The sequence below is a fragment of the Janthinobacterium sp. GW822-FHT07H10 genome, from assembly GCF_058798675.1.
In genome coordinates this window covers 231449-257571 of the sequence record NZ_JBXAKS010000008.1, presented here as the reverse complement: position 1 = coordinate 257571, position 26123 = coordinate 231449, and the positions used below count along the sequence as shown (strand labels likewise).

Annotated in this window: 26 protein-coding genes; 6 read left to right on the top strand and 20 right to left on the bottom strand. The window is 64.3% G+C overall.

Annotation, left to right across the window (positions count from 1 at the left end; translation table 11 throughout):
- Window position 1: 1 nt before the first annotated feature.
- The 18 genes from AC1RDJ_RS19345 to AC1RDJ_RS19260 form a co-directional block, all read right to left on the bottom strand.
- Window positions 2-613, bottom strand: coding sequence for a LolA family protein (locus AC1RDJ_RS19345; RefSeq protein ID WP_071322598.1), 612 nt, complete (start codon window positions 611-613; stop codon window positions 2-4).
- Window positions 610-1065, bottom strand: a complete 456-nt coding sequence (locus AC1RDJ_RS19340; protein WP_493028420.1) for an acyl-CoA thioesterase — start codon at window positions 1063-1065, stop codon at window positions 610-612. The genes AC1RDJ_RS19345 and AC1RDJ_RS19340 overlap by 4 nt, the downstream gene beginning before the upstream one ends.
- Window positions 1058-2626: an HAL/PAL/TAL family ammonia-lyase gene (locus AC1RDJ_RS19335; protein WP_493028419.1), complete on the bottom strand. Its 1569-nt coding sequence runs from the start codon at window positions 2624-2626 to the stop codon at window positions 1058-1060. The genes AC1RDJ_RS19340 and AC1RDJ_RS19335 overlap by 8 nt, the downstream gene beginning before the upstream one ends.
- Window positions 2613-3584, bottom strand: coding sequence for a lysophospholipid acyltransferase family protein (locus tag AC1RDJ_RS19330; protein ID WP_493028418.1), 972 nt, complete (start codon window positions 3582-3584; stop codon window positions 2613-2615). The genes AC1RDJ_RS19335 and AC1RDJ_RS19330 overlap by 14 nt, the downstream gene beginning before the upstream one ends.
- On the bottom strand, window positions 3581-4336 hold the full coding sequence (locus AC1RDJ_RS19325) for a glycosyltransferase family 2 protein (protein ID WP_071326281.1): 756 nt from the start codon (window positions 4334-4336) through the stop codon (window positions 3581-3583). The genes AC1RDJ_RS19330 and AC1RDJ_RS19325 overlap by 4 nt, the downstream gene beginning before the upstream one ends.
- Window positions 4329-5417 carry a class I SAM-dependent methyltransferase gene (locus AC1RDJ_RS19320; RefSeq protein WP_071322595.1) on the bottom strand — a complete coding sequence of 363 codons (1089 nt, stop codon included), beginning with the start codon at window positions 5415-5417 and terminating at the stop codon, window positions 4329-4331. The genes AC1RDJ_RS19325 and AC1RDJ_RS19320 overlap by 8 nt, the downstream gene beginning before the upstream one ends.
- Window positions 5411-7255: an ApeI family dehydratase gene (locus AC1RDJ_RS19315; protein WP_493028416.1), complete on the bottom strand. Its 1845-nt coding sequence runs from the start codon at window positions 7253-7255 to the stop codon at window positions 5411-5413. The genes AC1RDJ_RS19320 and AC1RDJ_RS19315 overlap by 7 nt, the downstream gene beginning before the upstream one ends.
- Entirely contained in the window at window positions 7248-7793 is a 546-nt protein-coding gene (locus tag AC1RDJ_RS19310) for a COG4648 family protein (protein WP_289885578.1), read from the bottom strand. Before AC1RDJ_RS19310 ends, AC1RDJ_RS19315 begins: the two co-directional genes overlap by 8 nt.
- Window positions 7794-7796: 3 nt before the next feature.
- Window positions 7797-8063 (bottom strand): acyl carrier protein, encoded by a 267-nt coding sequence (locus tag AC1RDJ_RS19305; RefSeq protein ID WP_442905932.1) that lies wholly within the window; start codon window positions 8061-8063, stop codon window positions 7797-7799.
- 20 nt (window positions 8064-8083) lie between these two features.
- A complete protein-coding gene (locus AC1RDJ_RS19300) occupies window positions 8084-8338 on the bottom strand; it encodes a phosphopantetheine-binding protein (RefSeq protein WP_493028415.1) in 255 nt (84 codons plus the stop codon).
- Window positions 8331-9122: a lysophospholipid acyltransferase family protein gene (locus AC1RDJ_RS19295; RefSeq protein ID WP_289885577.1), complete on the bottom strand. Its 792-nt coding sequence runs from the start codon at window positions 9120-9122 to the stop codon at window positions 8331-8333. Before AC1RDJ_RS19295 ends, AC1RDJ_RS19300 begins: the two co-directional genes overlap by 8 nt.
- The gene (locus tag AC1RDJ_RS19290; protein ID WP_071322589.1) at window positions 9115-9876 is read right to left on the bottom strand and encodes a beta-ketoacyl synthase chain length factor; all 762 of its coding nucleotides are present in this window, start codon (window positions 9874-9876) and stop codon (window positions 9115-9117) included. The genes AC1RDJ_RS19295 and AC1RDJ_RS19290 overlap by 8 nt, the downstream gene beginning before the upstream one ends.
- Window positions 9877-10127: 251 nt before the next feature.
- Window positions 10128-10322, bottom strand: a complete 195-nt coding sequence (locus AC1RDJ_RS19285; protein WP_493028414.1) for a hypothetical protein — start codon at window positions 10320-10322, stop codon at window positions 10128-10130.
- A 448-nt stretch (window positions 10323-10770) separates the two neighbouring features.
- Window positions 10771-11844 (bottom strand): ABC transporter ATP-binding protein, encoded by a 1074-nt coding sequence (locus AC1RDJ_RS19280; protein WP_071322587.1) that lies wholly within the window; start codon window positions 11842-11844, stop codon window positions 10771-10773.
- A gap of 20 nt (window positions 11845-11864) precedes the next feature.
- Window positions 11865-13655, bottom strand: coding sequence for an ABC transporter permease (locus AC1RDJ_RS19275; RefSeq protein ID WP_289885573.1), 1791 nt, complete (start codon window positions 13653-13655; stop codon window positions 11865-11867).
- Window positions 13656-13857: 202 nt separating this feature from the next.
- Window positions 13858-14955, bottom strand: coding sequence for an ABC transporter substrate-binding protein (locus AC1RDJ_RS19270; protein WP_071322585.1), 1098 nt, complete (start codon window positions 14953-14955; stop codon window positions 13858-13860).
- Between the two features lie 47 nt (window positions 14956-15002).
- The gene (locus AC1RDJ_RS19265; protein WP_493028413.1) at window positions 15003-15995 is read right to left on the bottom strand and encodes a Bug family tripartite tricarboxylate transporter substrate binding protein; all 993 of its coding nucleotides are present in this window, start codon (window positions 15993-15995) and stop codon (window positions 15003-15005) included.
- A 3-nt stretch (window positions 15996-15998) separates the two neighbouring features.
- Window positions 15999-17060, bottom strand: a complete 1062-nt coding sequence (locus AC1RDJ_RS19260) for a porin (protein WP_071322583.1) — start codon at window positions 17058-17060, stop codon at window positions 15999-16001.
- Window positions 17061-17274: 214 nt separating this feature from the next.
- Between AC1RDJ_RS19260 and AC1RDJ_RS19255 the strand changes: the two genes are divergently transcribed.
- From AC1RDJ_RS19255 to AC1RDJ_RS19240, 4 genes are all read left to right on the top strand, one after another.
- Window positions 17275-18009, top strand: a complete 735-nt coding sequence (locus AC1RDJ_RS19255) for a response regulator (protein WP_071326280.1) — start codon at window positions 17275-17277, stop codon at window positions 18007-18009.
- Window positions 18006-19508 (top strand): sensor histidine kinase, encoded by a 1503-nt coding sequence (locus AC1RDJ_RS19250; protein WP_493028411.1) that lies wholly within the window; start codon window positions 18006-18008, stop codon window positions 19506-19508. Before AC1RDJ_RS19255 ends, AC1RDJ_RS19250 begins: the two co-directional genes overlap by 4 nt.
- 168 nt (window positions 19509-19676) lie before the next feature.
- The gene (locus tag AC1RDJ_RS19245; protein ID WP_071322581.1) at window positions 19677-20240 is read left to right on the top strand and encodes an outer membrane beta-barrel protein; all 564 of its coding nucleotides are present in this window, start codon (window positions 19677-19679) and stop codon (window positions 20238-20240) included.
- Window positions 20241-20386: 146 nt separating this feature from the next.
- The gene (locus AC1RDJ_RS19240) at window positions 20387-20752 is read left to right on the top strand and encodes a ribonuclease E inhibitor RraB (protein WP_493028410.1); all 366 of its coding nucleotides are present in this window, start codon (window positions 20387-20389) and stop codon (window positions 20750-20752) included.
- Between the two features lie 63 nt (window positions 20753-20815).
- Here the strand turns inward: AC1RDJ_RS19240 and AC1RDJ_RS19235 are convergent, their stop codons facing one another.
- Window positions 20816-22138 (bottom strand): homoserine dehydrogenase, encoded by a 1323-nt coding sequence (locus tag AC1RDJ_RS19235; protein WP_071322580.1) that lies wholly within the window; start codon window positions 22136-22138, stop codon window positions 20816-20818.
- A 74-nt stretch (window positions 22139-22212) separates the two neighbouring features.
- The gene (locus AC1RDJ_RS19230) at window positions 22213-23442 is read right to left on the bottom strand and encodes a pyridoxal phosphate-dependent aminotransferase (protein WP_071322579.1); all 1230 of its coding nucleotides are present in this window, start codon (window positions 23440-23442) and stop codon (window positions 22213-22215) included.
- 422 nt (window positions 23443-23864) lie between these two features.
- Here AC1RDJ_RS19230 and AC1RDJ_RS19225 point away from each other — a divergent pair, with 422 nt between their 5' ends.
- Complete coding sequence (locus tag AC1RDJ_RS19225; protein WP_493028409.1) at window positions 23865-24257, top strand: Mth938-like domain-containing protein; 393 nt, start codon at window positions 23865-23867, stop codon at window positions 24255-24257.
- Entirely contained in the window at window positions 24254-25927 is a 1674-nt protein-coding gene (locus AC1RDJ_RS19220; RefSeq protein WP_071322577.1) for a glycosyltransferase family 39 protein, read from the top strand. Before AC1RDJ_RS19225 ends, AC1RDJ_RS19220 begins: the two co-directional genes overlap by 4 nt.
- The last annotated feature ends 196 nt before the right edge of the window (window positions 25928-26123 follow it).

Sequence of the window (26123 nt, the reverse complement as noted above, 5' to 3'; positions counted from 1 at the left end):
GTCAAAACAGGGCCGCCTCTTGTGGCGTGATGGCGGCCGGTCCCGTTTCAATCGCCGAGAACACGATGCTGGTGCGGTCGCCGCTCGCCTCGCTGATGCTGATGTTTTTCACGAAAGCGCCGCCATCGAGGCGGATGCTGCCGATCGCCTTGGCCAGCGCCGGCTGGCGTGCCTTCAGCGCCACCTGCCAGGTGCCGCCATCGATGCTGCCATCGACTTCAAACAGGGTGTCGAGCTGCGCCAGGTCGCCGGCCAGCAGCGAAAACAGCACGCTGTTGATCATCTTGACCACCGGCTCCGTCTTCGCATCGAGGCGCATGGCCACGCGCTCGCCCTGGAAATGCACGATCTCGTCGCGCGTCAGGCGCAGGGTATTCGGAAACGGCTGCAAGGTGCGCCACAGCACGCCCTTGCCGGCCACCACGCAAAAGCGGCCATTCGACGCCAGCGCCTTCTTCATGCCCGCCAGCTGCTTGCTCTGGTCAAAGCGGCCGCACAGCTGCTGCGGCTTGGCCAGCATGGCCTCGATCTTCGCCACGGGCGCGGCCGCGTGCAGCGGCGCCATCGCCATCAGGCACAAACCCGCCAGCAGGACTTTGATATGTTTTTTCATACGGCCTTCAATCCCAATTTTTCAAACAGTATCGGCGGCGAGGCAAAGCACATCTCGCCGCTGGCGATGTCGACGGCCACCTGCGTCGTGCTGGCGCGGTTCAGGCGCTTGCCCGTCGCGCTGTCGCTGACCAGGTACTCGATCTTCAAGCGGTCTTCCCACTCCACCAGGTCGGCGCGCAAGGTCAGGCGCTGGCCGAACGTGGCGGGTGCCACATAGCGCAAATGCATGTCGATCACGGGCCAGGCATAGCCGGACGCCTTCATGTCGACATAGTTGTAGCCGATGCTGTCAAGCAGCGCGCAGCGCACCACTTCGAGGTATTTGACGTAGCGGCCATGCCAGACGATTTCCATCGGGTCCAGGTCGAAGAACTGCACCTGCATCTCCACTTCGGCATGCCAGCGGCTGGGCGTGGCCCTCTTGCCGCGCACCTTATGCGTCTCACTCATTGCCGGCTCCGTACAACGGCCAGGCCTGGGCGCGCATGCGTTCGAGCAGCACGCGCAGCTCAGGATCGAGACGGCGGTCTTCCTCGACGGGCGCGATATCGGCGGCCAGCGCCTCCAGCATCGCTGCCAGCGCCGCTTGCGGCGGCACGTCGGGATTCACCTTGCAGCGCAGCCACACGCCCTGGCGCACCGTGATCAGCAGGGCCGCAGCCACCTGCTCGCACAGTTCCAGCACGCGCAGGCAGTCGCGCGCGGCGATGGTGCCCATGCTGACCTTGTCCTGGTTGTGGCATTCGGTCGAGCGCGAAAATACCGAGGCCGGCATGGTCAGTTTCAGCGCTTCGGCCGTCCAGGCGGAGGCGCTGATCTGCAATGCCTTCAAGCCGTGGTTGATGGCCGCGCGCGGTCCCGTGGCGCCCGACAGGTTCGCCGGCAAGCCCTGGTTGTAGCGGCTGTCGACCAGCAAGGCCATCTGGCGGTCCAGCAAGTCGGCCAGGTTGGCCACCGTGTTCTTCATGCTGTCCATGGCGAAGGCGATATGGCCGCCGTAGAAATGGCCGCCATGCAGCACGCGCTCGCCTTCGGCGTCGATGATGGGATTGTCGTTGGCGCTGTTGAGCTCATTCTCGATGGACGAGCGCAGCCACGGCAAGGCGTCGGCCAGCACGCCGATCACGTGCGGCGCGCAGCGGATCGAATAGCGGTCCTGCAGGCGCTTGCCGTTGCGTTCCCAGGAATCGGTGGGCAAATCGGCGCGCAGCCAGGCCGCCACCTGCTGCATGCCCGGATGCGGCTTGACGGAAAACAGGGTTTCATCGAAGTGATGCGCATTGCCGTCGAGCGCGAACGAGGCCATGGCCGTGATGCGCGTCGTCAGGCGCGTCAGGTATTCGGCACGCTCATACGCCAGGCAGGCCAGCGCCGTCATGACGGCCGTGCCGTTCATGATCGCCAGGCCTTCCTTCGGCCGCAGGCGCAGCGGCGTGATGCCCGCTTCGCGCAGCGCCTGCTCCGCCGGCACCTGTACGCCGTCGCGCCACACTTCGCGCTCGCCGCACAGCACCGCCGCCAGGTAGGACAGGGGCGTCAGGTCGCCGCTGGCGCCGACCGACCCTTCCGATGGAATCAGCGGCAGCAGGCCGGCGTCGAGCAGGCGCGCGATCTGCGCCAGCAGTTCCACGCTGACGCCGGAAAATCCTTTACTCAGCGACGCCAGGCGCGTAGCCATGATGGCGCGCGTCTGCGCCGGCGTGAAGAATTCACCGAGGCCGCAGCCGTGATAAGTGTACAGGTGGTGCGGCAGCTCGGCCACCAGTTCCGGCGGCACGGTCACCGTGCACGAATCGCCGTAGCCGGTGGTCACGCCATAGATGGTGCCATCCTCGCGCAGCAGGCGGTCGAGGAAATCGGCGCCGCGCGCGATTGCCGCGCGAAAGACCGGGTCGCTGGAGAGTTCGGCGCTGGCCCGGCCATGCGCGATATCGGTAATGTCTTCGATGCGCAGGCGCTCGCGGTCGAAGCGGACGGCGCGCCGGGTGTTTTTCAGGTCAGCGAGGTGCATCGGGAGTATCCAGTCTTGAAGTATCGGGGAGTTGCCAAAAATCGTAAAAATTGAACCATTCCAGCGGCGCGCGCAGGCAGTGGTGCTGCAGCCGCGCCGCGTAGGCGGCGGCCAGTTCGTCCAGCATGGGCTCGCGCGATTTGCGCGGCAAATGCAAGGACTCGCGGAACAGTTCGAAATGAATTTCCGAGCGCTGGCCGATGCGCATCGAAAACAGCAAATACACGGGGCATTGCAGCACGCTGGCCAGCACATACGGGCCGACCGGGAATGCGGCCGCCTGCCCCAGGAACGGCGCCACGGCCACGCGCGGCTGGGGCGAGACGGGAATGCGTTCGCCGGCGATCACCACGAACTCGCCCTGCGCCACTTTCTCGGCCAGCAGCATGGCCGTGGCCGGCGTGATTTCCGTCACCTGCATCAGATTGAGCTGGCTGTCGGGGTTCAGGCGCTCCAGCATGCGATTGAACGCCTGCGCGTGGCGCGTGTGCACGAGCACCGTCAGCTTCAGGCGCGCATTGCGCTGCGACAGCACGCGGCACAGATCGAGGTTGCCCAGGTGGGCGCACACCAGCAAGGCGCCGCGCCCCTCCTCCAGACAGCGATTCACGCCGCCTTCGCCATCGACGCCGTGCAGGCTCACGCTGCGCGTGTCGTACAGCCCGCCCCACAGCAGCATCTTGTCGAGGATGGTTTCCGCAAACGCGGCAAAATGCCGCAGCACGCTCAGATTCGCCGGGCCGCCGCAGGCCGCGACGCGCTGCAGATACGCACGCGAGACGCGGCGCGCGCGGGCATGCGTCAGCACGTACCAGGCCAGCACCGGGTACAGCACGATGCGAAATGGCCAGCGGCCGAAGACGCGGCAGATCCAGAACAGCAGGCGCATGCCGGCCACGAAGCTGATTTCGTTGAAGCCGGACCAGTGTCCGCGCGGCTGGTGCGACGCCGTCGTCATCGCGCGCGCCAGTGGCGTGCCAGCAGGCGCGGTGCGCGCCACAGCATGCCGAAGAACAGGCGCGCATGCATGCACGAAATCAGCACGTTGTCGCGCCACAGCTCGAAATGCGAGACGCCGTCGCTGGGATAGCCAACTTTCGTGGGCAGGTTCGCCATCTCCAGTCCATCCCAGTACAGGCGCACCAGCACGTCGGTGTCGAAATTCATGCGCTGACCCAGCTGACGCCTCTCTGCCAGCACCATGAAAGGCGCCAGCGGATAGACGCGGAAGCCGCACATGGAATCGCGGATCTGCAGCGACAGGGTATTGATCCACACCCAGACATGCGTCGCATAGCGGCCGTAGTAGCGCGCTTTCGGCACCGAGGCGTCGTACACGGGATAGCCGACCACCACCGCCGTCGGCGTGGCCTGCGCCTGCGCCAGGAAGCGCGGCACATCGTCCGTCTCGTGCTGGCCGTCCGCGTCGATCTGCAGCGCATGGCTGTGGCCTTGCGCATGCGCGTGGCGGCAGCCCGTCAAGACCGCCCCGCCCTTGCCCTGGTTGCGCGCGTGGCGCAGCAGGGTCACGCGCGACGGATGCGCGGCGGCCAGCGCATCCAGGGTGCGCGCGCCGGCGTCAAGGCTGCCGTCGTCGACGAGGATCAGCGGCACGCCGTGCGGCAGCAGGCGCTCCACCACGGCGCCGATCGCATGCTCATGGTTGAACACGGGGATCACGATGCAGGGATGAAAACGCACTTCAGTCACCGCGGGCTCCGGCGCGGCCAAAGCGCAGCAGCGAGTGGCAATAGCCGATGCCGTCGCGCGTGGTCAGCAATTCCAGGCCGGCCTCCTGCGCCAGGCGGATATAGTCGGCGCTCTGGTAAATCTTGCTGTTACCGCTGGCCATGGCCGTGAAGTACGGCGACGTGTTGATCAGGCAGTAGGCGGCGATATCGTATTGCTGGCGGTCCCAGAAGGTGTCCATGATCAGCACCTGGCCGTTCGGCCCCAGCGCCTGCGCCACGCGGCGCAGGATGCTGGCGATGGCCGGCTCGGAAAAGCAGCTGAGGAATTGGCTCATCCAGATCAGGTCCATGCCGGGCGGCAGCGGCGCCGCGTCGTCAAGCAGGTCGCAGGCGTGCAAATGGGCCCGCTCGCGCACGCCAGCGTCACTCAGTGTCCGCTCGGCCACCGCCAGCTGGCGCTCGAGGTCGACCAGGTGCAGTTCCACGCCTGCATGGTAGGCCAGCGCCGCGCTGGCGAACTTGCCCGTATTGGCGCCGATATCCATGATGCGGCGCGGCGCCGTGGCGAAGACGTCCGGGAAAATCTCGGGGAACGAGGTGTCCGAATAATGGTGGTCGAAGGCGAACCAGCTGCCCTTGGCCGGTTCCGACAGCGCCGACAAGCCCTGGTACAAGGTTGGCCAGTCGCCCAGCGCGGCCAGCCCCAATGGCTGCTCGGCGTCAAGCGAGCGGTCGAGGTCGAACAATCCCTGGTAGCAGACGTCATGCATGAAGTCCAGGTTGACCTGGGTGATGCTGTCCGTCAGCATGCAAAAACCTACCTTGTCGAGCACATACGCGCCGTCGCGCAGCGATACGACGCCGGCCGACAGGCACGACTCCAGCGCCACTTTCAACGCATACTCGGTCCAGCGGCCGCTGGCAGCCATGTCGGCGATCGTCAGGCCGCTGTGGCCCGTGTCGGCCAGTGCCTGCAGCATGCCGCGTTTCCACGCATAGCGCACGCATTGAAAGACGACGGGGCCGAAAGCGATTTTTTGCGCCTCAAAACGGGCGGCAAAGGCGGTCTGGCGTTCGGGTGAGAATTTTTTATCTAACATGCGCTCGCTGCTGGAGTGGGTGTATCGGCGCCGCCACCGGGAACGGCAGCGGCATTCGGGTGAAACAGGATGCGGCCGCTGGCATGCTGGCCAGCGTCCGACAGATAGCGAAACTGCAGGCTGGCCTTGAGCGCGTCATATTCGAGCGCCAGCCGCACGGGACGGTCCGGCAGCACCGGCTGCTGGAATTTCAAGGCGTGCATGGCGCGGAAATGCGCGGGCAATTCCAGGTGCTGGCGCGCAAAGTGCAGCGCCCACTCCACCTGCACCACGCCAGGCAGCAAGGGCGCGTCCGTGAAATGGCCGTCGAAATAAAACAGGTTCGCGGGCACCCGCAGCTCGAGCAGCAGCCGTGGCGTCTCGCCCTCGGCCGAGCGCTCGAGCAGCTGCGCATGCGGCAGGCGCGGCGGCTTGTCCACCGGCGCCAGCAGGGCCAGCAGCAGCGCCTGCGTCGTCTTGCCCTGCGCATTGATGGGCAGTTGCTCCAGGTAGCGCCAGCGGCGCGGCAAGGCGACGGCGTCGACCTGGCCGCCCAGCGCCAGTTGCAGCTGGCGATTCAGGGCCAGCTTGCCTTCGGCGTCGAGCAACGCGCGGCCGGCGGCGCTGCAGACGATAAAGGCGGCCACCTTCTGGCGCTCGCCCGCCGGCGCGTCGCACAGCAGCACGCGCGCATCCGTCACCAGCGGCGTGGCCAGCAAGGCCGCCTCGATGGCGCTCAGCGAAATGCGTTTTTCCTCGATCTTCACGATGCGGTCGCTGCGCCCCAGCAGCTGGAAGCGCCCTGGCACCGTTTGCCGCGCGCGGTCCGCCAGGCCTAGCCAGCCATCATCGGCCAGGTGCGCCGAGCGCACTTCCAGCGCGCCGTCGTCCAGCAAACGCCAGTCCACGCCGGGAAAGCCCTGCCAGCTTTCGTCGTCAGGGCGCTCCGGCGCGCGCTGGCGCCAGGCCACGCCGCCCGTCTCCGAACTGCCATAGATTTCGCGCGGCACGCGGCCAAGCAGATTGCCCGCCGCCAGCGCGCTGTCCAGGGCCAGCGGACCGCCCGACGAAAACACGGCGCGCAGCTGCGCGCGCGCGCCGGACCAGTCGAGGTGTTCCGGCAGGCGCTTCAGGTGCGCGGGACTGGCGGCCAGCACGCACGGGCCGCGCGCCAGCAAGGCCGCCAGCTGCTCCGGATAATCCACGCTGTGCGCATGCACGGCGCGCCCGGCGGCCAGCGGCCACAACACCTTGAACAGCAAGCCGTAGATATGCTGGTGCGAGACGGTGGCGACGACGGCGGCGCCATCGGCGTGTTCGCCAAACAGCTGCTCCAGCGTGGCCACTTCGCTGGCCAGTTGCGAGAGTTTTTTCGGAATGGCCTGCGCCGCGCCCGTGCTGCCGGAGGTGTACACCACCAGCGCCGGAAAATCGTCGGCGAGCACTGTCCATGCGCGCTCGGCCAGGCTGTCCGCTGGCAGGGGCAACGGCGCATGCGCGGCCGGGAACTGCCCCAGAAAGCCATCCACGGACGCGGCCAGCGAAGCGCAGCTGGCCGGCAAGGTATCGGCCGTCAGCCAGATGGTCTTGCCCGCCTGCCAGGCGCCCAGCAAGGCGGCGCCAAACTCGATGCTGTCGTCCAGGTACAGGGCGAAATGGCGGCCTGCCTGGCGCTCCAGCAGATCGGCCCACGCCGCCATGCGCGCGGCAACATGCGCGTGATCGAGCATGGCGCCATCGCGCCAGCCGATTGGCATGGCTGGCGGGCGGCCATGCATGGCCAGCGCCAGGCGCGCCAGCGGGGAAATCGGCGAACGTGTTTCAGGCACGGGTACTTCCGGCAACGAGGATTCAGACATGGTGCAAACGCTTAAAACGCAGGCGGACGAGATACTCGCCGCCAAATAACAGGGCCATCAGGACATAGGCGATGACGCCCGTGTACAGCGACCAGACGGCTTCGCTGGCCCACAGCGCCGTGCCCAGCGCGATGCCGCCATTGACGATGAAGAAACCGCACCAGACCTGCGTCACGCGGCGCGTATAGCGCACGGCCGCGGGTGGAAAATCCTTCTCGCGCAGGCGCGCCAGGCGCTCCACCACCGACGGCGGCGCCCACAGGCTGTAGCCGAAGGTGGCCAGCAAGACGGCGTTGACGAGCACCGGATACAGTTTCAGCGGCAGCAGCAGGTTGCTCCACAGGGCGATGGCGGCCAGCAGCAGCGCCGCGGCCACCGACCAGCGCGCGGCGCGCTGCAGCTTCAGCGCGGGCAGGCGGCAGGCGGCGGCCAGCAACAGCAGCAGCGCCAGCCAGCGCGGCTCGACCTGGCCGTGACCGAACCAGATCGCCAGCGGATACAGCACGGTCAGCAGCAACGCGACGGCATTGAGCAGCACGCGTTATGCCGCCTGTTCCGTCGCCGACATCGCGCGCAGCGCCTCGACCACGTCGTCGATCGTGCGGATGGTCTTGAACACTTCCGGCTGCAGGCGCTTGCCCGTCAACTGCTTCAACTTGACCGCCAGGTCGACCGCGTCGATGCTGTCGATATCGAGTTCCGCATACAGATTCGACTGCGGCGTCAGCGCCGCCGGATCCAGCTCGAACATTTCAGCCAGCAGTTGCACTACCCACGCGTACAGTTCATCGCGGCTCATTGCGCTCATATCTACCATTTTGCTGCTCCTTACTTCTTTCTGTGAGTGTCAACCATGGCCGCCAGCGCCCGTACCGAGGCAAAGTGGCGGCGCGTATCGGCCGAATCGGCCGACAGGGAAATGCCGTATTTTTTTTGCAGGGCGACGCCCAGTTCCAGCGCATCGATCGAATCGAGTCCCAGGCCCTCGACAAACAGGGGCGCATCCGTATCGATATCGGCAGCGCTCATGTCTTCCAGTTGCAGCGCCTCGATGATCAGTTCCTTCACTTCGTGTTCAAGCATGTTGTTCCTGTTTCCCGCTAAAGTAATGTTGCAGATGAGTGGTCAAGGTGCGCGCCGCCATCACGTCGCTGGCGCCACCGCCGGTAAACTCGTCGATCGCCAGGTCGTCCTGCACGGCGATCTCGAAATGCGCGCGGCGGGCCGGCACGCGCCACCACGGCTCGCCCTTGCCCAGGGTCCTGGGCAGGCAGCGGATCAGCACGGGCGTCACGTCGCGGCGGCCGCGCACGGCGATATTCGCCGCGCCCCGCTTCAGCACCACCTCGCCGCTGCGTGGCGTGCGCGTGCCTTCCGGGAAAATGATCAGGTTGTTGCCGCGTGCCAGCGATGCCAGGCAAGCGTCCACCAGTTCGGCGCCGCCCGTATTGTTGATATAGCCTGCAGCGCGCACGGGACCGCCCGTAAACGGGTTGTTCCACAAATCGGACTTGACGATGCAATCGGCCTGCCTGACATACGCCATCAGGAAAATCGTGTCGATCAGGGTCGGATGATTGGCCAGGATCAGCAAGCCGCCCCGCTCCAGCTTGTCGAGACCGCGCAAGTCGTAGCGCAGCACGCCGAGAAAACGCATCAATCCGATGTAAAAACGGAAGCTCCAGCGGATGACGGCGCGCGCGCAGGCAATGCGCGTTTCGCGCCGCCATACCAGCAACTGCAACAAGGGGAACACCAGCACGCGCAACAGCAAGCCGCCCAGGCCAAAAGCGGCAAAACTGAATGCGGTCGCGATGGTGCGCCAGGCTATCGACAGGCCGGCGCGTACAGCCCCCAGCTTATGCATGGCGGCTCCAGCGCCAGGTCTGGCGGTTGGCCGCATGTTCGAACGCGCGGGCTTCGCCCAGCATGAAACGCAGCACGGCCAGGCTGCCGGGCATGGCATCGGCCGCCACCGGCAACGCGTCGTCGCTGCCGCGGGCGCGCCACGTCAGGCCAAAACCCGTGTGCGGGGCAGCCTCGGCCTGCAGCAGCCAGGCAAATGCATGCGGCTGCTCATGGCAATCTTCAAAGGCCTCGAATGGAAACGGCAAGGGACACTCCGCCAGCACCAGCAATACCTGCGCCGCGCCATCGGCCAGCAGGCTGCACGCCTCGATCACTGCGGCCTCGAGGCTGGCGGCACCGGCGGCGACAGCCAGCTGGTTCGCCGTATCGGCGCGGGCGATGGAAAACAGGCCGGCGCTGGCATTGTGCACGGCCATGCCGAACGCGGTCGGCGACAAGGGCTCGCCCTGGGCCAGCGCCGACAACAGTTCGACGGCGCGCGCCACCTCGCCATGGCGCGAGCAAAAGACCAACGGAATATCGCGCTGTTCGCCCAGGCAGGCGTACGCCACTTCGAGTGCCATCTTGCCCAGCTGGCCGGCGCGGCGGCGCAGCATCGGCGCCATCGCGCGCACACCAGGCTCGCCGGCGACGGCAATCGGCGCAACGGGCACGGTGCTTTGCGCCCACGCCTGCCACTGCTGCTGCGTTTCCAGGCCTGGCGCCCAGGCGGCATGTCTGACAATTGAAAAACGGACACCATCGGTGCGCATATGCATTTTCCTGAGTTCAAAAAAAGGGCGAACTCACGTCAAAACTGCGCAAAAAGCCCCGCCGGCGTTCTTTTCAAATTATAAACTAAGGAAGTCAAAATAACTAAAATAAATGGCCCTGCGGCAACTTTTTAAATGGGGAGCCTAAAACCCTGTTTTACGGAATACGCCGCCCCAGTTACTATTTGTAACATCCCATCTATTATCTTCCGAGGAAAAAAGCGTCGCTCGTCAGCAAACAAGCTGCATTCTCAAAAAAGAGGTTTTTTTATCAACAATAAAAAGAAGCTCTCTTTTACGACCACAAGAGCGTTGTTTTTAGATAACACGCACAGCATGGCGCGGTGGCGCGGCAAACGCAGGCATCGGACGCCACCGGCCAGCGCGCCGTCTATACAAACTCCAAAAAAACTGGCATCCCCCATTCCCGCCACGCGGCATGCCACGATGCCCTCCACATATGTCAGCGAGGATTACACCGGCTACGCTGCAGTAACAATATAGAGCGCTTGCTTTATGCCCATGGCCGCCAACAGATTCAACTTTGGCGGCGTCACCTTTCCGCCATGGAGAAGAATGGAGCGATCGGCAATACCAGCGGGGAAGGGAACCAGGATGAGTGTGCCTGGGTGGCTTGCCACTCTGTGCAACGGGGCAGAAAGGCGGCGGCCGGCATCAGCATCAAGGCGCTGCAGAAGTCGGCGCCGGCCAGGTGGTGGGGAGCGGCATGCAGGAAATCGGGGCTGGAACGGCGGCCCCGGGGCGACGCCGGTGAAGAACCGGCCGGCGCGCGCCATGCAGGCAGGCGCGGCAAGGCCATGGCGCGCAGGGCGCCCGTCGTGACGGCGGCGGCGCAGGTGCTTGGGGGGCGCCGGCCAGGCCGGCGCCCAGCCGTTAAAACACCCAGAGCTTATCGGCGGGCATATGCAGCCAGTACTTGCCCGCTTCCAGCTTGTGGCGCGAATACGCGCGCAGGCTGATGTTCTCGGCGCCGCCGCGCTCGAAAAGGCATTCCCAGCGGTCGCCCAGGTACATACAGGTCAGCAGCGGCAACTCGATGGCGTTGTCCACCGGGGTGGCGCTGATTTTCACTTCCTCGACGCGGATCATGGTAGTTACTTCGGTACCGACGTTGGCGCCGCGCGCCACGCCCTGCATGGCGGCGCCGTCGACCAGCAGGCGCACGGCGTTGCCGTCGCGCTGCACCACCTTGCCGGGCAAGCGGTTGTTACTGCCCATGAATTCCGCCGTGAACAGGGTATCGGGCGTTTCATACATGCTTTGCGGCGTGCCCTGCTGCTCGATCTTGCCGTTATTGAGCAACAGGATGCGGTCGGAAATGGCCATCGCCTCGCCCTGGTCATGCGTCACCATCAGCGCGGACAGGCCCAGGCGCACGATCAGTTCGCGCAGGAACGCCCGTGCCTCCTCGCGCAGCTTGGCATCGAGGTTCGACAGCGGTTCGTCGAGCAGGATCACGGGCGGGTTGTACACCAGCGCCCGGGCGATCGCCACGCGCTGCTGCTGGCCGCCGGACAGCTGATGCGGATAGCGCTCGCCCAGATGTCCCAGGCCCAGCTGCGTCAGCACTTCCTTCACGCGCCCGGCGATATCGGCCGTGCCCATCTTGCGCAGCTTGAGGCCGTAGGCGACGTTGTCGAAGACGGTCTTGTGCGGCCACAGCGCGTACGACTGGAACACCAGGCCCAGGTTGCGCTGCTCGGCCGGCATCTCGAAATGTTTCGCGCCGTCGTAGACATTGCGCTCGCCGATCTCGATGGTGCCCGCCTTCGGGCTTTCCAGTCCGGCCACGGCGCGCAGCAAGGTGGTCTTGCCGCTGCCCGAAGGCCCCAGCAAGGCGACCACTTCGCCTTTTTTCAGGTGCATCGAGACCCCCTTCAGGATGGGGTTGGCGGAGGCGCCGGTGCCATAGTCCAGATGCAGTTCATTGACGGTCAGTTCATTCATGATCTTGTCTCAGTCTTTAATTAGTTATGTAACTTCACGCCAAAGCGCAGCGCGATGCCCAGGCCGATGGCCACCAGGGTGATGTTGATGAAGGACAGCGCCGCCACCAGGTCGGTCGAGCCGCCCGCCCACAGCGATACCAGCATGGCGCCAATCACTTCCGTGCCCGGCGACAGCAGGTACACGCCGGTCGAATATTCGCGCTCGAAGATCAGGAACACCATCAGCCAGGCGCCCAGCAAACCGTACTTGATCAGCGGCAGGGTGACGTCGCGCGTCACCTGGCCGCGGCTGGCGCCGACGGCGCGCGCCGCCTCTTCCAGTTCCGGCCCCACCTGCAGCAGCGCGGTGGAAATCAGGCGCATGCCGTAGGCCATCCACACCACCGAATATGCGAGCCACAGGGCGAAGATGGTCGAACGCAGTTCGCGCAGCACGGGAATCACGTGACCGCTGAGCCACAGGGCCACGCCGTTGTCCATGCCTTTCAATATGCCGTCGAGCCAGGCCGGCACGAACAGGAACACCCACAGGAAGGACAGGCCGGCCAGCAGGCCCGGCACGGCGCGCGGCACCAGCACGCTGTAGTCGAGCAGGCGCGTGATGCCATCCTGCTTGCGGTGCATGGCCAGCGCGATGAAGCTGTAGCAGCCCACGGCCAGGGCGCCGCCGACGACGCCGATCAGGATGGTGTTGACGATGCCGCGCACCAGCGACGGCTGGTCGAAGATATCACGGAAATGCTGCAGGGTCAGCACGTCGGCCAGGTGCACGCCCTCGCCCCAGTACTGCACGAACGAGCGCAGCACGATGCCCGTCAGCGGCAGGATGATGGTGAAGATCAGCCAGCCGGCCAGCAGCGCGAACGCCAGCCACTTCCAGCGGCCCAGCGGCATGGCCTTGCTGCGCGCGCCCTTGCCCTTGATCGACACATACTTGTTGGCCGACTTGAGCAGCCAGCGCTGTATCATCACCAGCGGCATGGTCACCATCACCAGGCAGACGGCGACGGCGGCCATCAGGTGGTACGACGGCGTGCCCAGCTTGTTCGTCAATTTGTACAGATAGGTCGGCAGCACCAGATGGCCTTCCGGGTCGCCGAGCACCAGCACCAGGCCGAACACCTCGAAGCCGAGGAAGAACACCAGCACGCCCGCATACGCGAGCGCCGGCATGATCATCGGCAGCGACACGTTCATCATCACCTGCACCGGCGAGGCGCCGGCCACGCGGGCCGCTTCTTCCACGTCCGAGCCGAGGCTTTTCAGGGCCGACGAGGCGTACAGGTAGACGTGCGGCACGTGCGTCAGGCCGGCGATGATGACGATGCTGGTGAATGAATAGATATTCCAGGGCACGAAGCCCAGCAGCTCCTTGGCCCAGGTCGAATAAAAGCCCACGGGGCCCATCGAGACGACGTAGCCAAAGCCCATCACCATCGGCGACACAAAGATCGGCACCAGCAGCATGGGCGCTACCCAGCCGCGGCCGGGCAGGTCCGTGCGCACCATCAGGAAGGCCAGCATGCCGCCCAGCGGCACGGCGATGACGGTCAGGCCGAAGGCGAGCATCAGGCCATTCTTGAAGGCCATCGAAAAATCGGGATCATCGAAGATGAAACGGTAGGAGTCAAAGCCGAATTCGCGCACCGGCATGAAGAAGGGCGCGTTCAAAAAGCTTTGGTAAAAAATCAGGAACAGCGGCAGGAAGATGGCGACCAGGGTGATCGCCACGACCACGCCGCGCGGCCAGTTCAGGCGCGACAAGGGAGAACGCGACCGTGCAGGCAGCGGCAAGATAGCAGTTTGCATGATGAATCCAATGAATGAAGGGTGCGGCGTGCGCCCGCAAGCCAGGCTCGCGGGCGGCTAAGACGGCCTGGGAACTCCAGAAACCCGTGGCGAGCGGCGATGAGGCTCGGCGCCCCCGTTGGCCCGAGAAGCGCAGCTGTGCGAATGCACAGTGAGCATCGGAGGCCGCAAATCGCGACGCGCAATGGGTTTTCGGAGGTTCCTACTTCTTGCCGGCTGTTTCTTTCCACTGCTTCAGGAAGGCCATGCGCTTGGCAGGTCCCAAGAATTGCAGGATGATCGGATGCACGGGGATCGGCTTGACGTTGGCCGCGCCGATTTCCTTGATCAGGTCAGCCGACGTGGTCTCGCCCGTGACGTCGGCGCGGATGGCAAACAGCTTGGCGCCGTTCGAGATGATGGTCTGGCCGCGGTGCGACAGGATGTAATCGAGCCACAGCTTGCTGGCGTTGACGTTCTTCGCGTTCTTGTTGATGAACTGCACGCGCGACAGGATCAGGGTGTAATCCTTGGGCAGCACCACGCCGATCGACGGGTCGGTCTTGGCGCGCACCAGGGCATAGGAGCCCAGCACGTTGTAGCCGATCAGGTTTTCACCCGAGGAGATGCGCTCCATCATGGTGCCCGTCGATGACTGCACGCGCACCTTGGCCGTGCCAAACGCATTTTGCAGCGCCAAAAATTGCGGGTACTCCTTGGCATCCTGCGCCATGAACATGAAGCCCACGCCCGATTTTTCAATGTCGTAGGTGGTGACCTTGTCCTTGAATTTCGGCGTGGCGATCAGCTTGGCGAAGTCGTCGTGGTTCTTCGGTACTTCCTTCGGATCGAGCAGTCGCTTGTTGTAGACGATGGCGGCCGGCTCGAACGTGGTGCCGTAAGCCTGGTCGTCCCACATCGCCCAGCCGGGAATCTTGGCCGCTTCCACGGACTTGTACTTCAGCGCATAGCCGTCCGAGGCCAGGCGCATCTGCAAGTCCATCGCCGACGACCACATCACGTCGGCCGTATTGCCGCCGGCCGCCACTTCGGAAATGAAGCGGTTGTACACTTCGGTGGAATTCATGTCGTTGTATTCGACCGAAATGCCTGGATACAGGGCGCTGAAATCCTTGATCAACGGTGCGGCGGCCTTGCTGTCGGTGGCGCTGTAGATCACTACCTTGCCTTCCTTCTTGGCCGCGTCGATGATTTTCTGGTAGTCGGCCGGATAGCCGGGCGGCACTTGCGCGAACGCGGCGCCGGCCAGGCTGGCAAATGCGGTGGCGATGGCGGCTTGAAGCAGGATCTTGGTTTGCATGGGGTTGTCTCCGTCTGTGAAATAGATTTTTTTAAATGGAATGGCGGTCAGCGCATCAGGCCAAGCTCGGTGGCTTGCCTGGCATACTCATCGACCGCTTTCCTGACATACGCCGTCAGCTTCGGCCCCGTCAGGGCGAATGGATACAGGCCGGCCTGCGCGCGCCATTCGGCGAACTGCGGCGTGGCCATGGCGCGGTCGAACGTGGCCACCCAGCGCTGGTAATCCGCCTCGGGCACCTGCGGCCCCATCCACACGCCGCGGATGATGGGCCAGACCACGTCGACGCCCTGCTCGCGCGCCGTCGGCACGCCGGCCAGCACGCCGGGCAGGCGCTTCTCCGACAGCACCGCCAGCACGCGCGCATGGTTGGCGCTGGCGTTCAGGGTGGCTTCCGACGTGTCGCCCGAGACCACCTGCACGTAGTCGGCCTGCATCGCCGTGAAGACTTCGCCGCCGCCTTCGAGCGCGACGAAGCGCAGCACTTTCGGATCGATGCCCGCATGGCGCGCCACCAGCGCCATCTTCAGCCAGTCCTGGCTGCCGATGGTGCCGGAAACGCCGATCAGCACCGTGTCCGGATGCTGGCGCAATGCGGCGATCAGGTCGCCCAGTGTCTTGTACGGCGAATCGCTACGCACGGCGATCATGCCGTAGTCGGCGCCCAGCGCCGCGACCCAGCGCACGTCGCCCGCCTTGGCATTGCCGAACTTGCCCTGCGCCAGATTGAGCAGCGAGCCGCCCGAAAACGCCACCAACGTGTTCGGCTCCGCGCGGCGGCGCTGCGACACCATCGAGTGCCAGGCCACCGCGCCGATGCCGCCGGGCAGGTAGCTGATGCGCATGGGGCTTGCCACTGCCCCGGCCACGCCCGCTGCGCCCTCCTGCGCCAGGCCTTTCTTCGCCAGCTTGCACGTCAAATCCATGGCGCCGCCCGGCTTGGACGGCACCACGCATTCGGCCGGGGCGAGCGCCTGCGCCGCCGCGACGGCGGGCAACAGGCACAGCAACGACAGGAACAGGGAGCGCAGCATGGTCATGCCTTAGAAGCGGTGCTGGATGCCGGCGATCAGGCCGCGCTGCGTGTCGCCGAAACCGGCGTCGTCACGCGACAGGCTGACCAGCTGATTGTGCTTGGCCTTGGCATAGGCGCCAGCGACGTACAGGTCCGTGCGCTTGGACAGCGCATAGCGCACGCGCGCCACGTACATGATCGGATCCGCATCGAGGTTGGCCGCCACGTTCTTCACGTCCTGGTAGTAGATCACGCCGGTCAGGGTGATCACCGGCGTCGTCTTGTAGCTGACGCCGCCCCAGTACAGGGTGCCGCGCACGTCGGCCTTGCCGGCAGCGGCCGGATCGAGCTTGTAGTCGCGCGCCGCCGCCTGCACCTTCCACGGGCCGTCGTCATACATGGCGCCCAGGTGGTACACGGTGGTCTTGTCGCGCGCGCCGCCGGCGATGGCATTGCCGTTGACCTGCTCATACGTGGCCAGCAGGCTGACGGGACCCGTCTTGTAGGTGAGCGCCGTCGACAGCTTGGCGCTGTCCGAGCTGCCCGTCGTCTGTTCGCCGAAGCCGTACGACGCGCCGTAGCTGAAGTCGCCGGTCTTGCCCGAATACTTGACCATGTTGTCGAAGGCGGTGGTCATGCCGTACTTGCTCGGGCCTGTCGCATGGGCCGAGGTGGCCCACGAATAGAACGGCGCATAGGCCATCGGATCGAACGGCAGCACGAAGTCGTACACGGTGGTAAACGAACGGCCCAGCACGACGCGGCCAAACGCGCCTTCCAGGCCCACATTCGCCTGGCGCTTGAACAGCGCGCCGTCGGCGGCGCCCGTGTCGACGAGGATGCCGCCTTCCAGATTGAACACGGCCTTCAGGCCGCCGCCCAGGTCTTCGCTGCCCAGGATGCCCCAGCGCGAGGTATTCATGCCGCCCGAGCTGACTTGCGTCATCGAGCTTTTGTTCGGACCGGCGTTGCTGGTGTTGCTGATGCCGGCATCGAGGCGGCCGTACAGGGTGACGTTCGACTGGGCCTGGGCGCTGCCGGCGGCGGCCAGGACTGCCATGGCGGCCAGCGAGAATGCGGATTTCTTCATGTAACGTGTCTCCCTTAGATATAGTTATTAGTGATATGCCTGATCAATTTCATGAATCAGGATCACACTATATGAGCGCGATCCTTTCAATTCGCTTTCAGACTGACAGGTGTCGCCGGCCAGCCACAAGGGGCACAAACATATTCATCGCCGCCCCTGTCGGCGGCGCGCCGACAGGCTTACACTGCAACCATTCAAACGAATGGCGGAGACCATGCGCATATTATTAGTGGAAGACCATCTGGAGCTGTCGCACTGGCTGGCAAAGGCCCTGCGCGACGCGCACCTGACGGTGGAGACCGCCCACAACGGCGCCGATGCCGACGCCCTGCTGCACACGCAGGAGTACTCGCTGGTGCTGCTCGACCTGACCCTGCCCAAGATGGACGGCCTGGACGTGCTGCGCCGCCTGCGCGCGCGCGGCGGCACGCGCGGCAAGACTCCCGTCATGATACTCACGGCGCGCGGCGGCCTGGACGAAAAAGTGCAGGGACTGAACCTGGGCGCCGACGACTACATGGCCAAGCCGTTCGAGCTGGCCGAACTGGAAGCGCGCGTGAAGGCCCTGCTGCGCCGCAGCCAGGGCAACGAGGCGCTCGTGCATAGCTGCGGCGCGCTCAGTTTCGATACCGTCACGCGCATGTTCAGCTATGGCGGCGCGGCGCTGGCCCTGACGCCGCGCGAACACGCCGTGCTCGAGGCGCTGATCACGCGCTCGGGCCGCGCCGTCTCGAAGGAAAAGCTGTTCGACGAAGTCTTCGCCCTGGCCGACGACGCCAACCTGGACGCCATCGAACTGTACATCCACCGCGTGCGCAAAAAGCTCGAGAGCAATGCGGAAGGCGGCGTGGAAAGCGGCTCGCCCGACGGCGCCGTCATCACCACGCTGCGCGGCATCGGCTACCTGCTGCAGCCGCGCAGCGCCATGGCGCCTGCCGCGCCAAAATGAGCGCCACGGCGCCACGCCTCCCACTGCTCGAGCGCCTGCGCCGGCGCTGGGCGCAAGGCCGGCCGCTGGGCAGCCTGCGCAGCCAGCTGCTGCGCTGGCTGCTCATTCCGCTGGTCATGCTGGTGCTGCTCGATGCCGTTTTTGTTTACCGCAACGCCCTCGACGCGGCCGACATGGCCTACGACCGCTCGCTGCTGGCGTCGACGCGCGCGCTGGCCGAGCGCGTCTCCATCGTCGGCGGCAAGGTGGTGGCCGAAGTGCCCTACGTGGCGCTCGACAGCTTTGAAACCGATACCCTGGGACGCATCTACTACAAGGTAACGGGCATCAACGGCGAGCTGGTCTCCGGCTATGGCGACTTGCCGCCCGTGCCGAAGAACGTGCCCCGTTCGCAGAACTACCCGGCCCTGGTGCGCTTTTACCATGCCGACTACCACGGCAAGCCGATACGCATCGCGGCCTTGCTGCAACCCGTGTACGACGACTCGATGCGCGGCATCGCCCTGATCCAGGTGGCGGAAACCCTCGATGCGCGGCGCGGCCTGTCGAACCAGATCCTGTTCGATACGCTCAGCTGGCAGGCGGCGATGATACTGGTGATGGGCGCCCTCGTGTGGTTTGCCGTGCGCCTGGTGCTGCAGCCGCTGATGCGCCTGAAAACGGAAGTCGAGACGCGCGCCCTGTCCGACCTGTCCGACGTCGATCCCGCACTCGTGCACAAGGAGATGCGCCCGCTGGTGAGCGCCATGAACGGTTCCATGTCGCGCCTGCAGCAGCTGATCGCCAGCCAGCGCCGCTTCATCGCGGACGCCTCGCACCAGCTGCGCACGCCCCTGACGGTGCTGAAAACACAGGCCGAACTGGCCTTGCGCGAGTGCGACCGCCAGGCGGTCGGGCCGCCCGACATGGCGGCCCTGCGCGACATCGTGCGCTCGATTGCCGTCACGACCGATTCGACCGTGCTGCTGGCGAACCGGCTGCTGACCCTGGCGCGCATCGAGCATGGCGGCGACACCCTGGCCATGGACACCGTCCCGCTGCGCGACGTGGCGCAGCAGGTGGGCCTGGAAATGGCCATGACCGCCGTCGGCAAGAATATCGACCTGTCGCTGGAAGCGCCCGACGAAGCGCCCGTGCATGGCCAGGCGCTGCTGCTGCACGAACTGGTGGCCAACCTGGTCGACAATGCCCTGCGCTACACGCCGCAGGACGGCAGCGTGATCCTGCGCGTGCGCGTGGCCGAGCGTGACGGCGATGGCAATGAAACGGTACTGGAAGTGGAAGACAGCGGCGCCGGCATCCCGCCCGCCGAACGCGAACGCGTGTTTACGCCGTTTTACCGGGTCGGTGCGGCACTCGAGAGCAATCCTGGCGGCGCCGGACTGGGCCTGGCCATCGTGCGCGACATCGCCGCCCTGCACGGCGCCCGGCTGGAACTGGCGACGGCCGCCAATGGACACGGGCTGAAAGTCAGCGTGCATTTCAGCTGCGTAACATGACGGCTTGCACAAATGCCTCTTTGGCAGCAATCGTTGCCCAAAAACAACACATGATATATTTTTAATGCTTTTAAAACAGTTGCCTTACATAAACATATTCATCCCTATACAATTCGGCTCCCATTAAGCGGCGAGACAGTCTCTCCGCATTAATTACCTAGGATTAATATGAAAAAGCAATTGTTTGCAGCAGTCGTTGGCGCCGCCCTGGCATTCCCATTGTTCGCCCAAGCCGAGAGCATCTACGCTGGCGCGAATATCGGCCGCGCGGAACTGAAAGTATCTGCAGATCAAGGAAGTTCGCGCAAGGACAACGATACCGGCTACAAAGTCTACGCTGGCTACGACTTCACGCAGAACTTCGGCGCGGAAGCCGGCTACGTCGATTTCGGCAAGCTGTCGCAAAACATTGAAGACATGAAATCGGCAATCAAGAACCATGCATTCTACGTCGCCGCCACCGGTACCCTGCCGCTGAACGAACAGTTCTCGCTGTTCGCCAAGGCTGGCGTTGCGCAAAACCGCGCCAAACTCACCATCAACGCATTGAATTTCAGCAAGAGTGAATCGCACAACAAAACCTCCGCCCTGTTCGGTATCGGCGCGGCTTACCACTTCGACAAAAAACTGTCGCTGGTTGCGGAATACGAAAACTTCGGCAAGGTAGCGAGCGAAGACGGCGCCACGCTGAAAGCGGACCTGCTGTCGATCGGCCTGCGCTACAAGTTCTGATACGCGCTTGCGCGTCTCAGTATCCTGTCGTTGCAAGGGTGGATAAGAAAAGCCGGCTGCAAAGCCGGTTTTTTTATGGGCGCATGGCGCGCCATGGGCACCGATGTTAAGATCGCGCCCTGAGATTTTAATGAAGGCAGACTGCCATGATGACCAAAGAAGACGTAAGCGACCTGTTCGCCAATATCGCCGAGAACGCGCCGTGGGACTTGACCCAGCCGCTGCTGTGGGGCTATTACTTCACCAACCCCACGTCCGAGCCGCTGGAGCAGGCCGCTTCCCTGCTGGCGCTGCAGGGCTATCGTCCCGTGGAACTGTACCAGCCGGAACTCGACGATCCGGCGGCGCCGCCCGTGTGGGTGCTGCACGTGGAAAAAGCCGAAGTGCACGGCGTCGACAGCCTGCACGCGCGCAATGGCGAACTGATGGCGTTTGCCCAGGAAAACCAGCTGGCCAGCTATGACGGCATGGACGTGGGACCCGTCGGCGCGCCGGATGTTGCGCAGCTGTAAGGCTGTTCCAGAATGAAAAAACGGCGCCCGCGGGCGCCGTTTTGCATGGATCGCCGAAGCTGGTTAGCTGAGGTTTTCCAGGCGAATCTTCGTGACGGTACCGACCACGCTGCTCAGCGCTTCCATCTTGCCGATGGCGGCCGTGACGTTCTTTTCCTGCGTCTGGTGCGTCAGCATGATGATGTCCGTATGCGTCTCGCCTTCGGCCGGTTCCTTTTGCAGCATGGCGTCGATCGAGATGCCGCGCTCGGCCAGGATGCGCGTCAGGTCGGCCAGCACGCCAGGCTGGTCGGCCACATGCATGCGCAGGTAGTAGCTGGTGGTGATTTCCGACATCGGCAAAATTTCAATGTTGGTCATCGCGTTCGGCTGGAACGCCAGGTGCGGCACGCGGTGTTCCGGATCGGCCGTGGCCAGGCGGGTGATGTCGACCAGGTCGGCGATCACCGACGAGGCGGTCGGCTCGGCGCCGGCGCCACGGCCCGAGTACAGGCTGGCGCCGACGGCGTCGCCGTGCACCAGCACCGCGTTCATGGCGCCTTCCACGTTGGCGATCAGGCGCTTGGCCGGGATCAGGGTCGGATGCACGCGCAGCTCGATGCCTTCCACGCCGTTGACGGTGGTGCGTTTCGTGATGCCCAGCAGCTTGATGCGGTAGCCCAGCTGCTCGGCATAGCGGATGTCGACGGCATTGAGGTTGCTGATGCCTTCGACGTAGGCCTTGTCGAACTGCACCGGGATGCCGAAGGCGATGGCCGACATGATGGTGGCCTTGTGCGCGGCATCGACGCCTTCGATGTCGAAGGTGGGATCGGCTTCCGCGTAGCCCAGTTCCTGCGCCTGTTTCAGCACGGTGGCGAAATCGAGGCCCTTGTCGCGCATCTCGGACAGGATGAAATTGGTGGTGCCGTTGATGATGCCGGCGATCCATTCGATGCGGTTGGCCGTCAAGCCTTCGCGCAGCGCCTTGATGATGGGGATGCCGCCGGCGACGGCCGCCTCGAAGGCCACCATCACGCCCTTGTCCTGGGCGGCGGCGAAGATTTCATTGCCGTGCACGGCCAGCAGGGCTTTGTTGGCCGTGACCACGTGCTTGCCGTTGGCGATCGCCTGCATCACCAGGGTTTTCGACAGGTCGTAGCCGCCGATCAGTTCGACGACGATGTCGATCTCGGGATCGTTGACGATCAGCATCGGGTCATTGACGACCTTGCAGGCGCCGGCGATCAGCGCCTCGGCGCGCGCCACGTCGCGCACGGCGACGGCGACGACTTCAATGCCGCGGCCAGCGCGGCGCTTGATTTCTTCCTGGTTGCGTTGCAGGACGCTGAACGTGCCGAATCCGACATTGCCCAGGCCCAGCAGGCCGATCTTGATGGATTTCATAGTTATGCTTGACTGCTCATTAAGTGGCGCCGCCGAGTGCGGCGCCAGGTTGATCGAGATTGCTGCTGGCCGGTTCAGCCCCGGCTGTGACGCTTGCGGTAACCTTCGAGGAAGCGCGCGATGCGGCCCATGGCCTCGGTCAGGTCATCGGAGTTAGGCAGGAAGACGACGCGAAAATGGTCGGGCGCGATCCAGTTGAACCCCGTGCCCTGCACGATCAGGACCTTGGCTTCGGCCAGTAATTCATAGGCAAACTGCTGGTCGTCGGCGATCGGGTAAATCTCCGGATCCAGACGCGGGAACATGTACAGCGCGGCCTTCGGCTTGACACAGGTGACGCCCGGAATATCGGTCAGCAGCTTGTGCGCCAGGTCGCGCTGTTTCAACAGGCGCCCGCCAGGCCCCACCAGGTCTTGTATGCTCTGGTAGCCGCCAAGCGCCGTCTGGATGGCAAACTGCCCCGGCGCGTTGGCGCATAGCCGCATCGAGGCCAGCATGTTGAGGCCCTCGATGTAATCCTTGGCGTGCCGCTTTTCGCCCGAGACCACCATCCAGCCGGAGCGGTAGCCGCAGGAGCGGTAATTCTTCGACAAGCCGTTCATGGTGATGAACAGCACATCGTCGGCCAGCGAGGCGATCGACACGTGCTCGGCTTCGTCGTACAGCACCTTGTCGTAGATTTCGTCAGCGAAAATGATCAGCTGGTGCTGGCGCGCCAGTTCGACGATCTGCAGCAGCACGGCCACCGGGTACAGCGCGCCCGTGGGGTTGTTCGGGTTGATGACGACGATGGCCTTGGTCTGCGGCGTGATCTTGCGGCGCATGTCCTCGATGTCGGGATACCATTCGTTCTGCTCGTCGCACACATAATGCACGGGATTGCCGCCCGACAGGCTGACGGCGGCCGTCCACAGCGGGTAATCGGGCGCGGGCACCAGCACTTCGTCGCCGCTGTTGAGCAGCGCGTTCATCGACATCACGATCAGTTCGGAAGCGCCATTGCCCAGGTAAATGTCGTCGATGGTCACGCCGGCGATATTCTTGCCTTGCGTATAGTGCATGACGGCCTTGCGCGGCGCGAACATGCCTTTCGAATCCGTATAGCCGGCCGCGTTCTGCAGGTTGAGCATCATGTCGCGCACGATCTCGTCGGGCGGATCGAAGCCGAATACGGCCAGGTTGCCGATATTGAGCTTGGTGATCTTGTGGCCTTCTTCTTCCATTTGCCTGGATTTTTCCAGGACCGGGCCGCGGATGTCGTAGCAGACGTCCGCCAATTTATTCGATTTCTGAATCGGTCGCAAAATAAATCCCTGTCGTGATGCGGCGCTGCCGGCCTTACGCTTGCGGCGTATGGCCCGCGCCAGAACTATGAACCCATGAGACTGCAATACGAGAGACTGCAAGGCGAAAACAACCATTCTCGCCGAAAGCAGGCCATTTTATCAAATTAAACATGGCGGACTGCAGCATTTAGAGCCAATTCTGCCACGCCGGCCCGCCCGGCGGACATTTCCCGCCCCGCCTCCTTCATCTTCCCTTAATCTTTACCTATTACCATGGCGCCAACGCCCTTGCATGCGGCCACGCCAAACATTGCAAATTGGAAAGGATGTTGCTTTACAGTCGCTCTTTTCTGTCATTTATGGCATGCTAACGCCCTTGGCCGCAGCGCACCTCCGCACGGCGCGCGCACCGATCAACCGACACCCTCAGCCCCATCGCCATGAAACTTCATGCCAGCAGCACCCAACAATACCAAACCGTCACCGGCTACGATGTAAACGGCGTGGAAATCAATGCCCAGCCTTATGACTATAGCCTGATCGTCATGCCGGAAATGCCGCCGCGGGCCTGGGATGTGGGCAGTTTTGAACAGTTGAGCGAAGCGCATTTTGACCAGATCCTGGCCGATGCCCCCGACGTGGTCATTCTCGGCACCGGCGAGCGCCAGCGCTTCGTGCATCCGAAGCTGACGGCCGCGCTGACCATGCGCCGCATCGGCGTCGAATGCATGGATAGCCAGGCCGCCTGCCGCACCTACAACATCCTCATGGGCGAAGGCCGCAAAGTCACGCTGGCCCTGATCCTGACGCCTGGCACAGGCAGCGCCACATGAAAATCAACGTCAATGAGCTGCACAGCTCGCGGGTGCTGATGTGGTCCCTGCTGGGCATTTTCATCGTCGTGACCCTGTATGCGCTGGGCGTCCGCACGCTGGTGCCGCCCGACGAGGGCCGCTACGCCGAGATGGCGCGCGAGATGTTCGTCAGCGGCGACTGGATCACCACGCGCCTGAACGGCATCAAGTACTTTGAAAAACCGCCGCTGCAAACGTGGATGAACGCGCTGACCTTCGCCGCCTTTGGCCTGGGCGAGTGGCAGGCACGCCTGTGGACGGGCCTGTGCGGCATCCTCGGCGTCTGCATGACGGCGTATGCGGGCAAAAAGGTCTTCGGTCCGCGCGTGGGGCTGTATGCCGGCCTGGTGCTGGCATCGAGCCTGTTCTGGCTCGCTTCCGGCCAGATCAATTCGCTGGACATGGGCCTGTCGGGCATGATGACCCTGACCCTGACCAGCCTGTTGATCGCCCAGCGCGACGAAGCCACCCACGCTGAACGGCGCAACTGGATGCTGGTCTGCTGGGCCGGCATGGCGCTGGCCGTGCTGGCCAAGGGCCTGATCGGCATCGTGCTGCCCGGCGCCGTGCTGGTGCTGTACTCGCTGTGCGCGCGCGACTGGCGCATCTGGACGCGCTTGCACCTGGTCAAGGGCTTGCTCGTCTTCTTCGCCATCGCCACGCCATGGTTCGTGCTGGTGGCCCTGCGCAATCCGGAGCAGCCGCATTTCTTCTTCATCCACGAACACTTCCAGCGCTTCCTGATGAAGGGCCACAAGCGCGAAGGCGCCTGGTATTACTTCCTGCTGCTGCTGATTCCCGGCATCCTGCCATGGATAGGCGTGCTGCCGCAAAGCCTGGCGGCCGCCTTCAAGCGCCAGGACGGCGCCTTCCAGCCGCGCCTGATGGTGCTGATCTGGGCTGTCTTCATCTTCTTCTTCTTCAGCTATTCGACCTCGAAGCTGCCCGGCTACATCGTGCCGATCTTCCCGGCGCTGGCGCTGCTGGTGGCGCTGTACCTGGAATCGGCCTCGCGCCGCCAGCGCATGCTGGCCGCCGGCCTGCTGTGCGTGCTGGGCGCGGCCATCCTGATCGGCGGACCGATCGCCTTCGGCAAGGCCAGCGCGCGCGATCCCGCCGCCCTGATCGCCTTGAAGGGCTACCAGCCATGGCTGATGGCGGCCGGCTTCTTTGCCCTCGCCGGCGGCGCACTGGCCCTGCTGCATGCGCGCCAGTTACGCCGCGACATGACCGTGCTGACCATCGCCGGCGCCGGCTTCCTCGCCACGCACTGCATCCTGGCCGGCTCCGAGCTGTATGGCCAGAACCGCGCCGGCACCGATTTGCTGCCGCAGATCCAGGCCGAACTGACGGCCGATACCAAGCTGTATTCGGTGGGCATCTATGAACAGTCGCTGACGTATTACCTGCAGCGCCCCGTGATCCTCGTCGATTACTGGGATGAGTTCACGTTTGGCCTGAAGCAGCAGCCGGAACTGTCCATGCCGACCATCGAGCCTTTCATCGCGCAATGGACGCGCGATGCCGACGCCGGCGTGCACGACATGGCCATCATCAGCCTGGACCGTTACAAACAATTGCAACAACGTGGCGTCCCCATGCGTGTCATTGCCGAGGATGCGCGCCGCATGGTCATTGTGAACAAATAAACATTTTACAGGGGCGCGCGGCAAGGCCGATCGCGCCCCCGGCCAGCTTGCCCCATCCCCGCATCAACGGGATTTTTCCCGCTGAACCGGCTGCGCCGCCAGATTAACGCTTTAGAATAGTCATGCCAGCCAGCGCACGTTGATCGCGTCGGCGGCTTCCGCGACTCCGATACACCGACACACTATTACCCAAGAA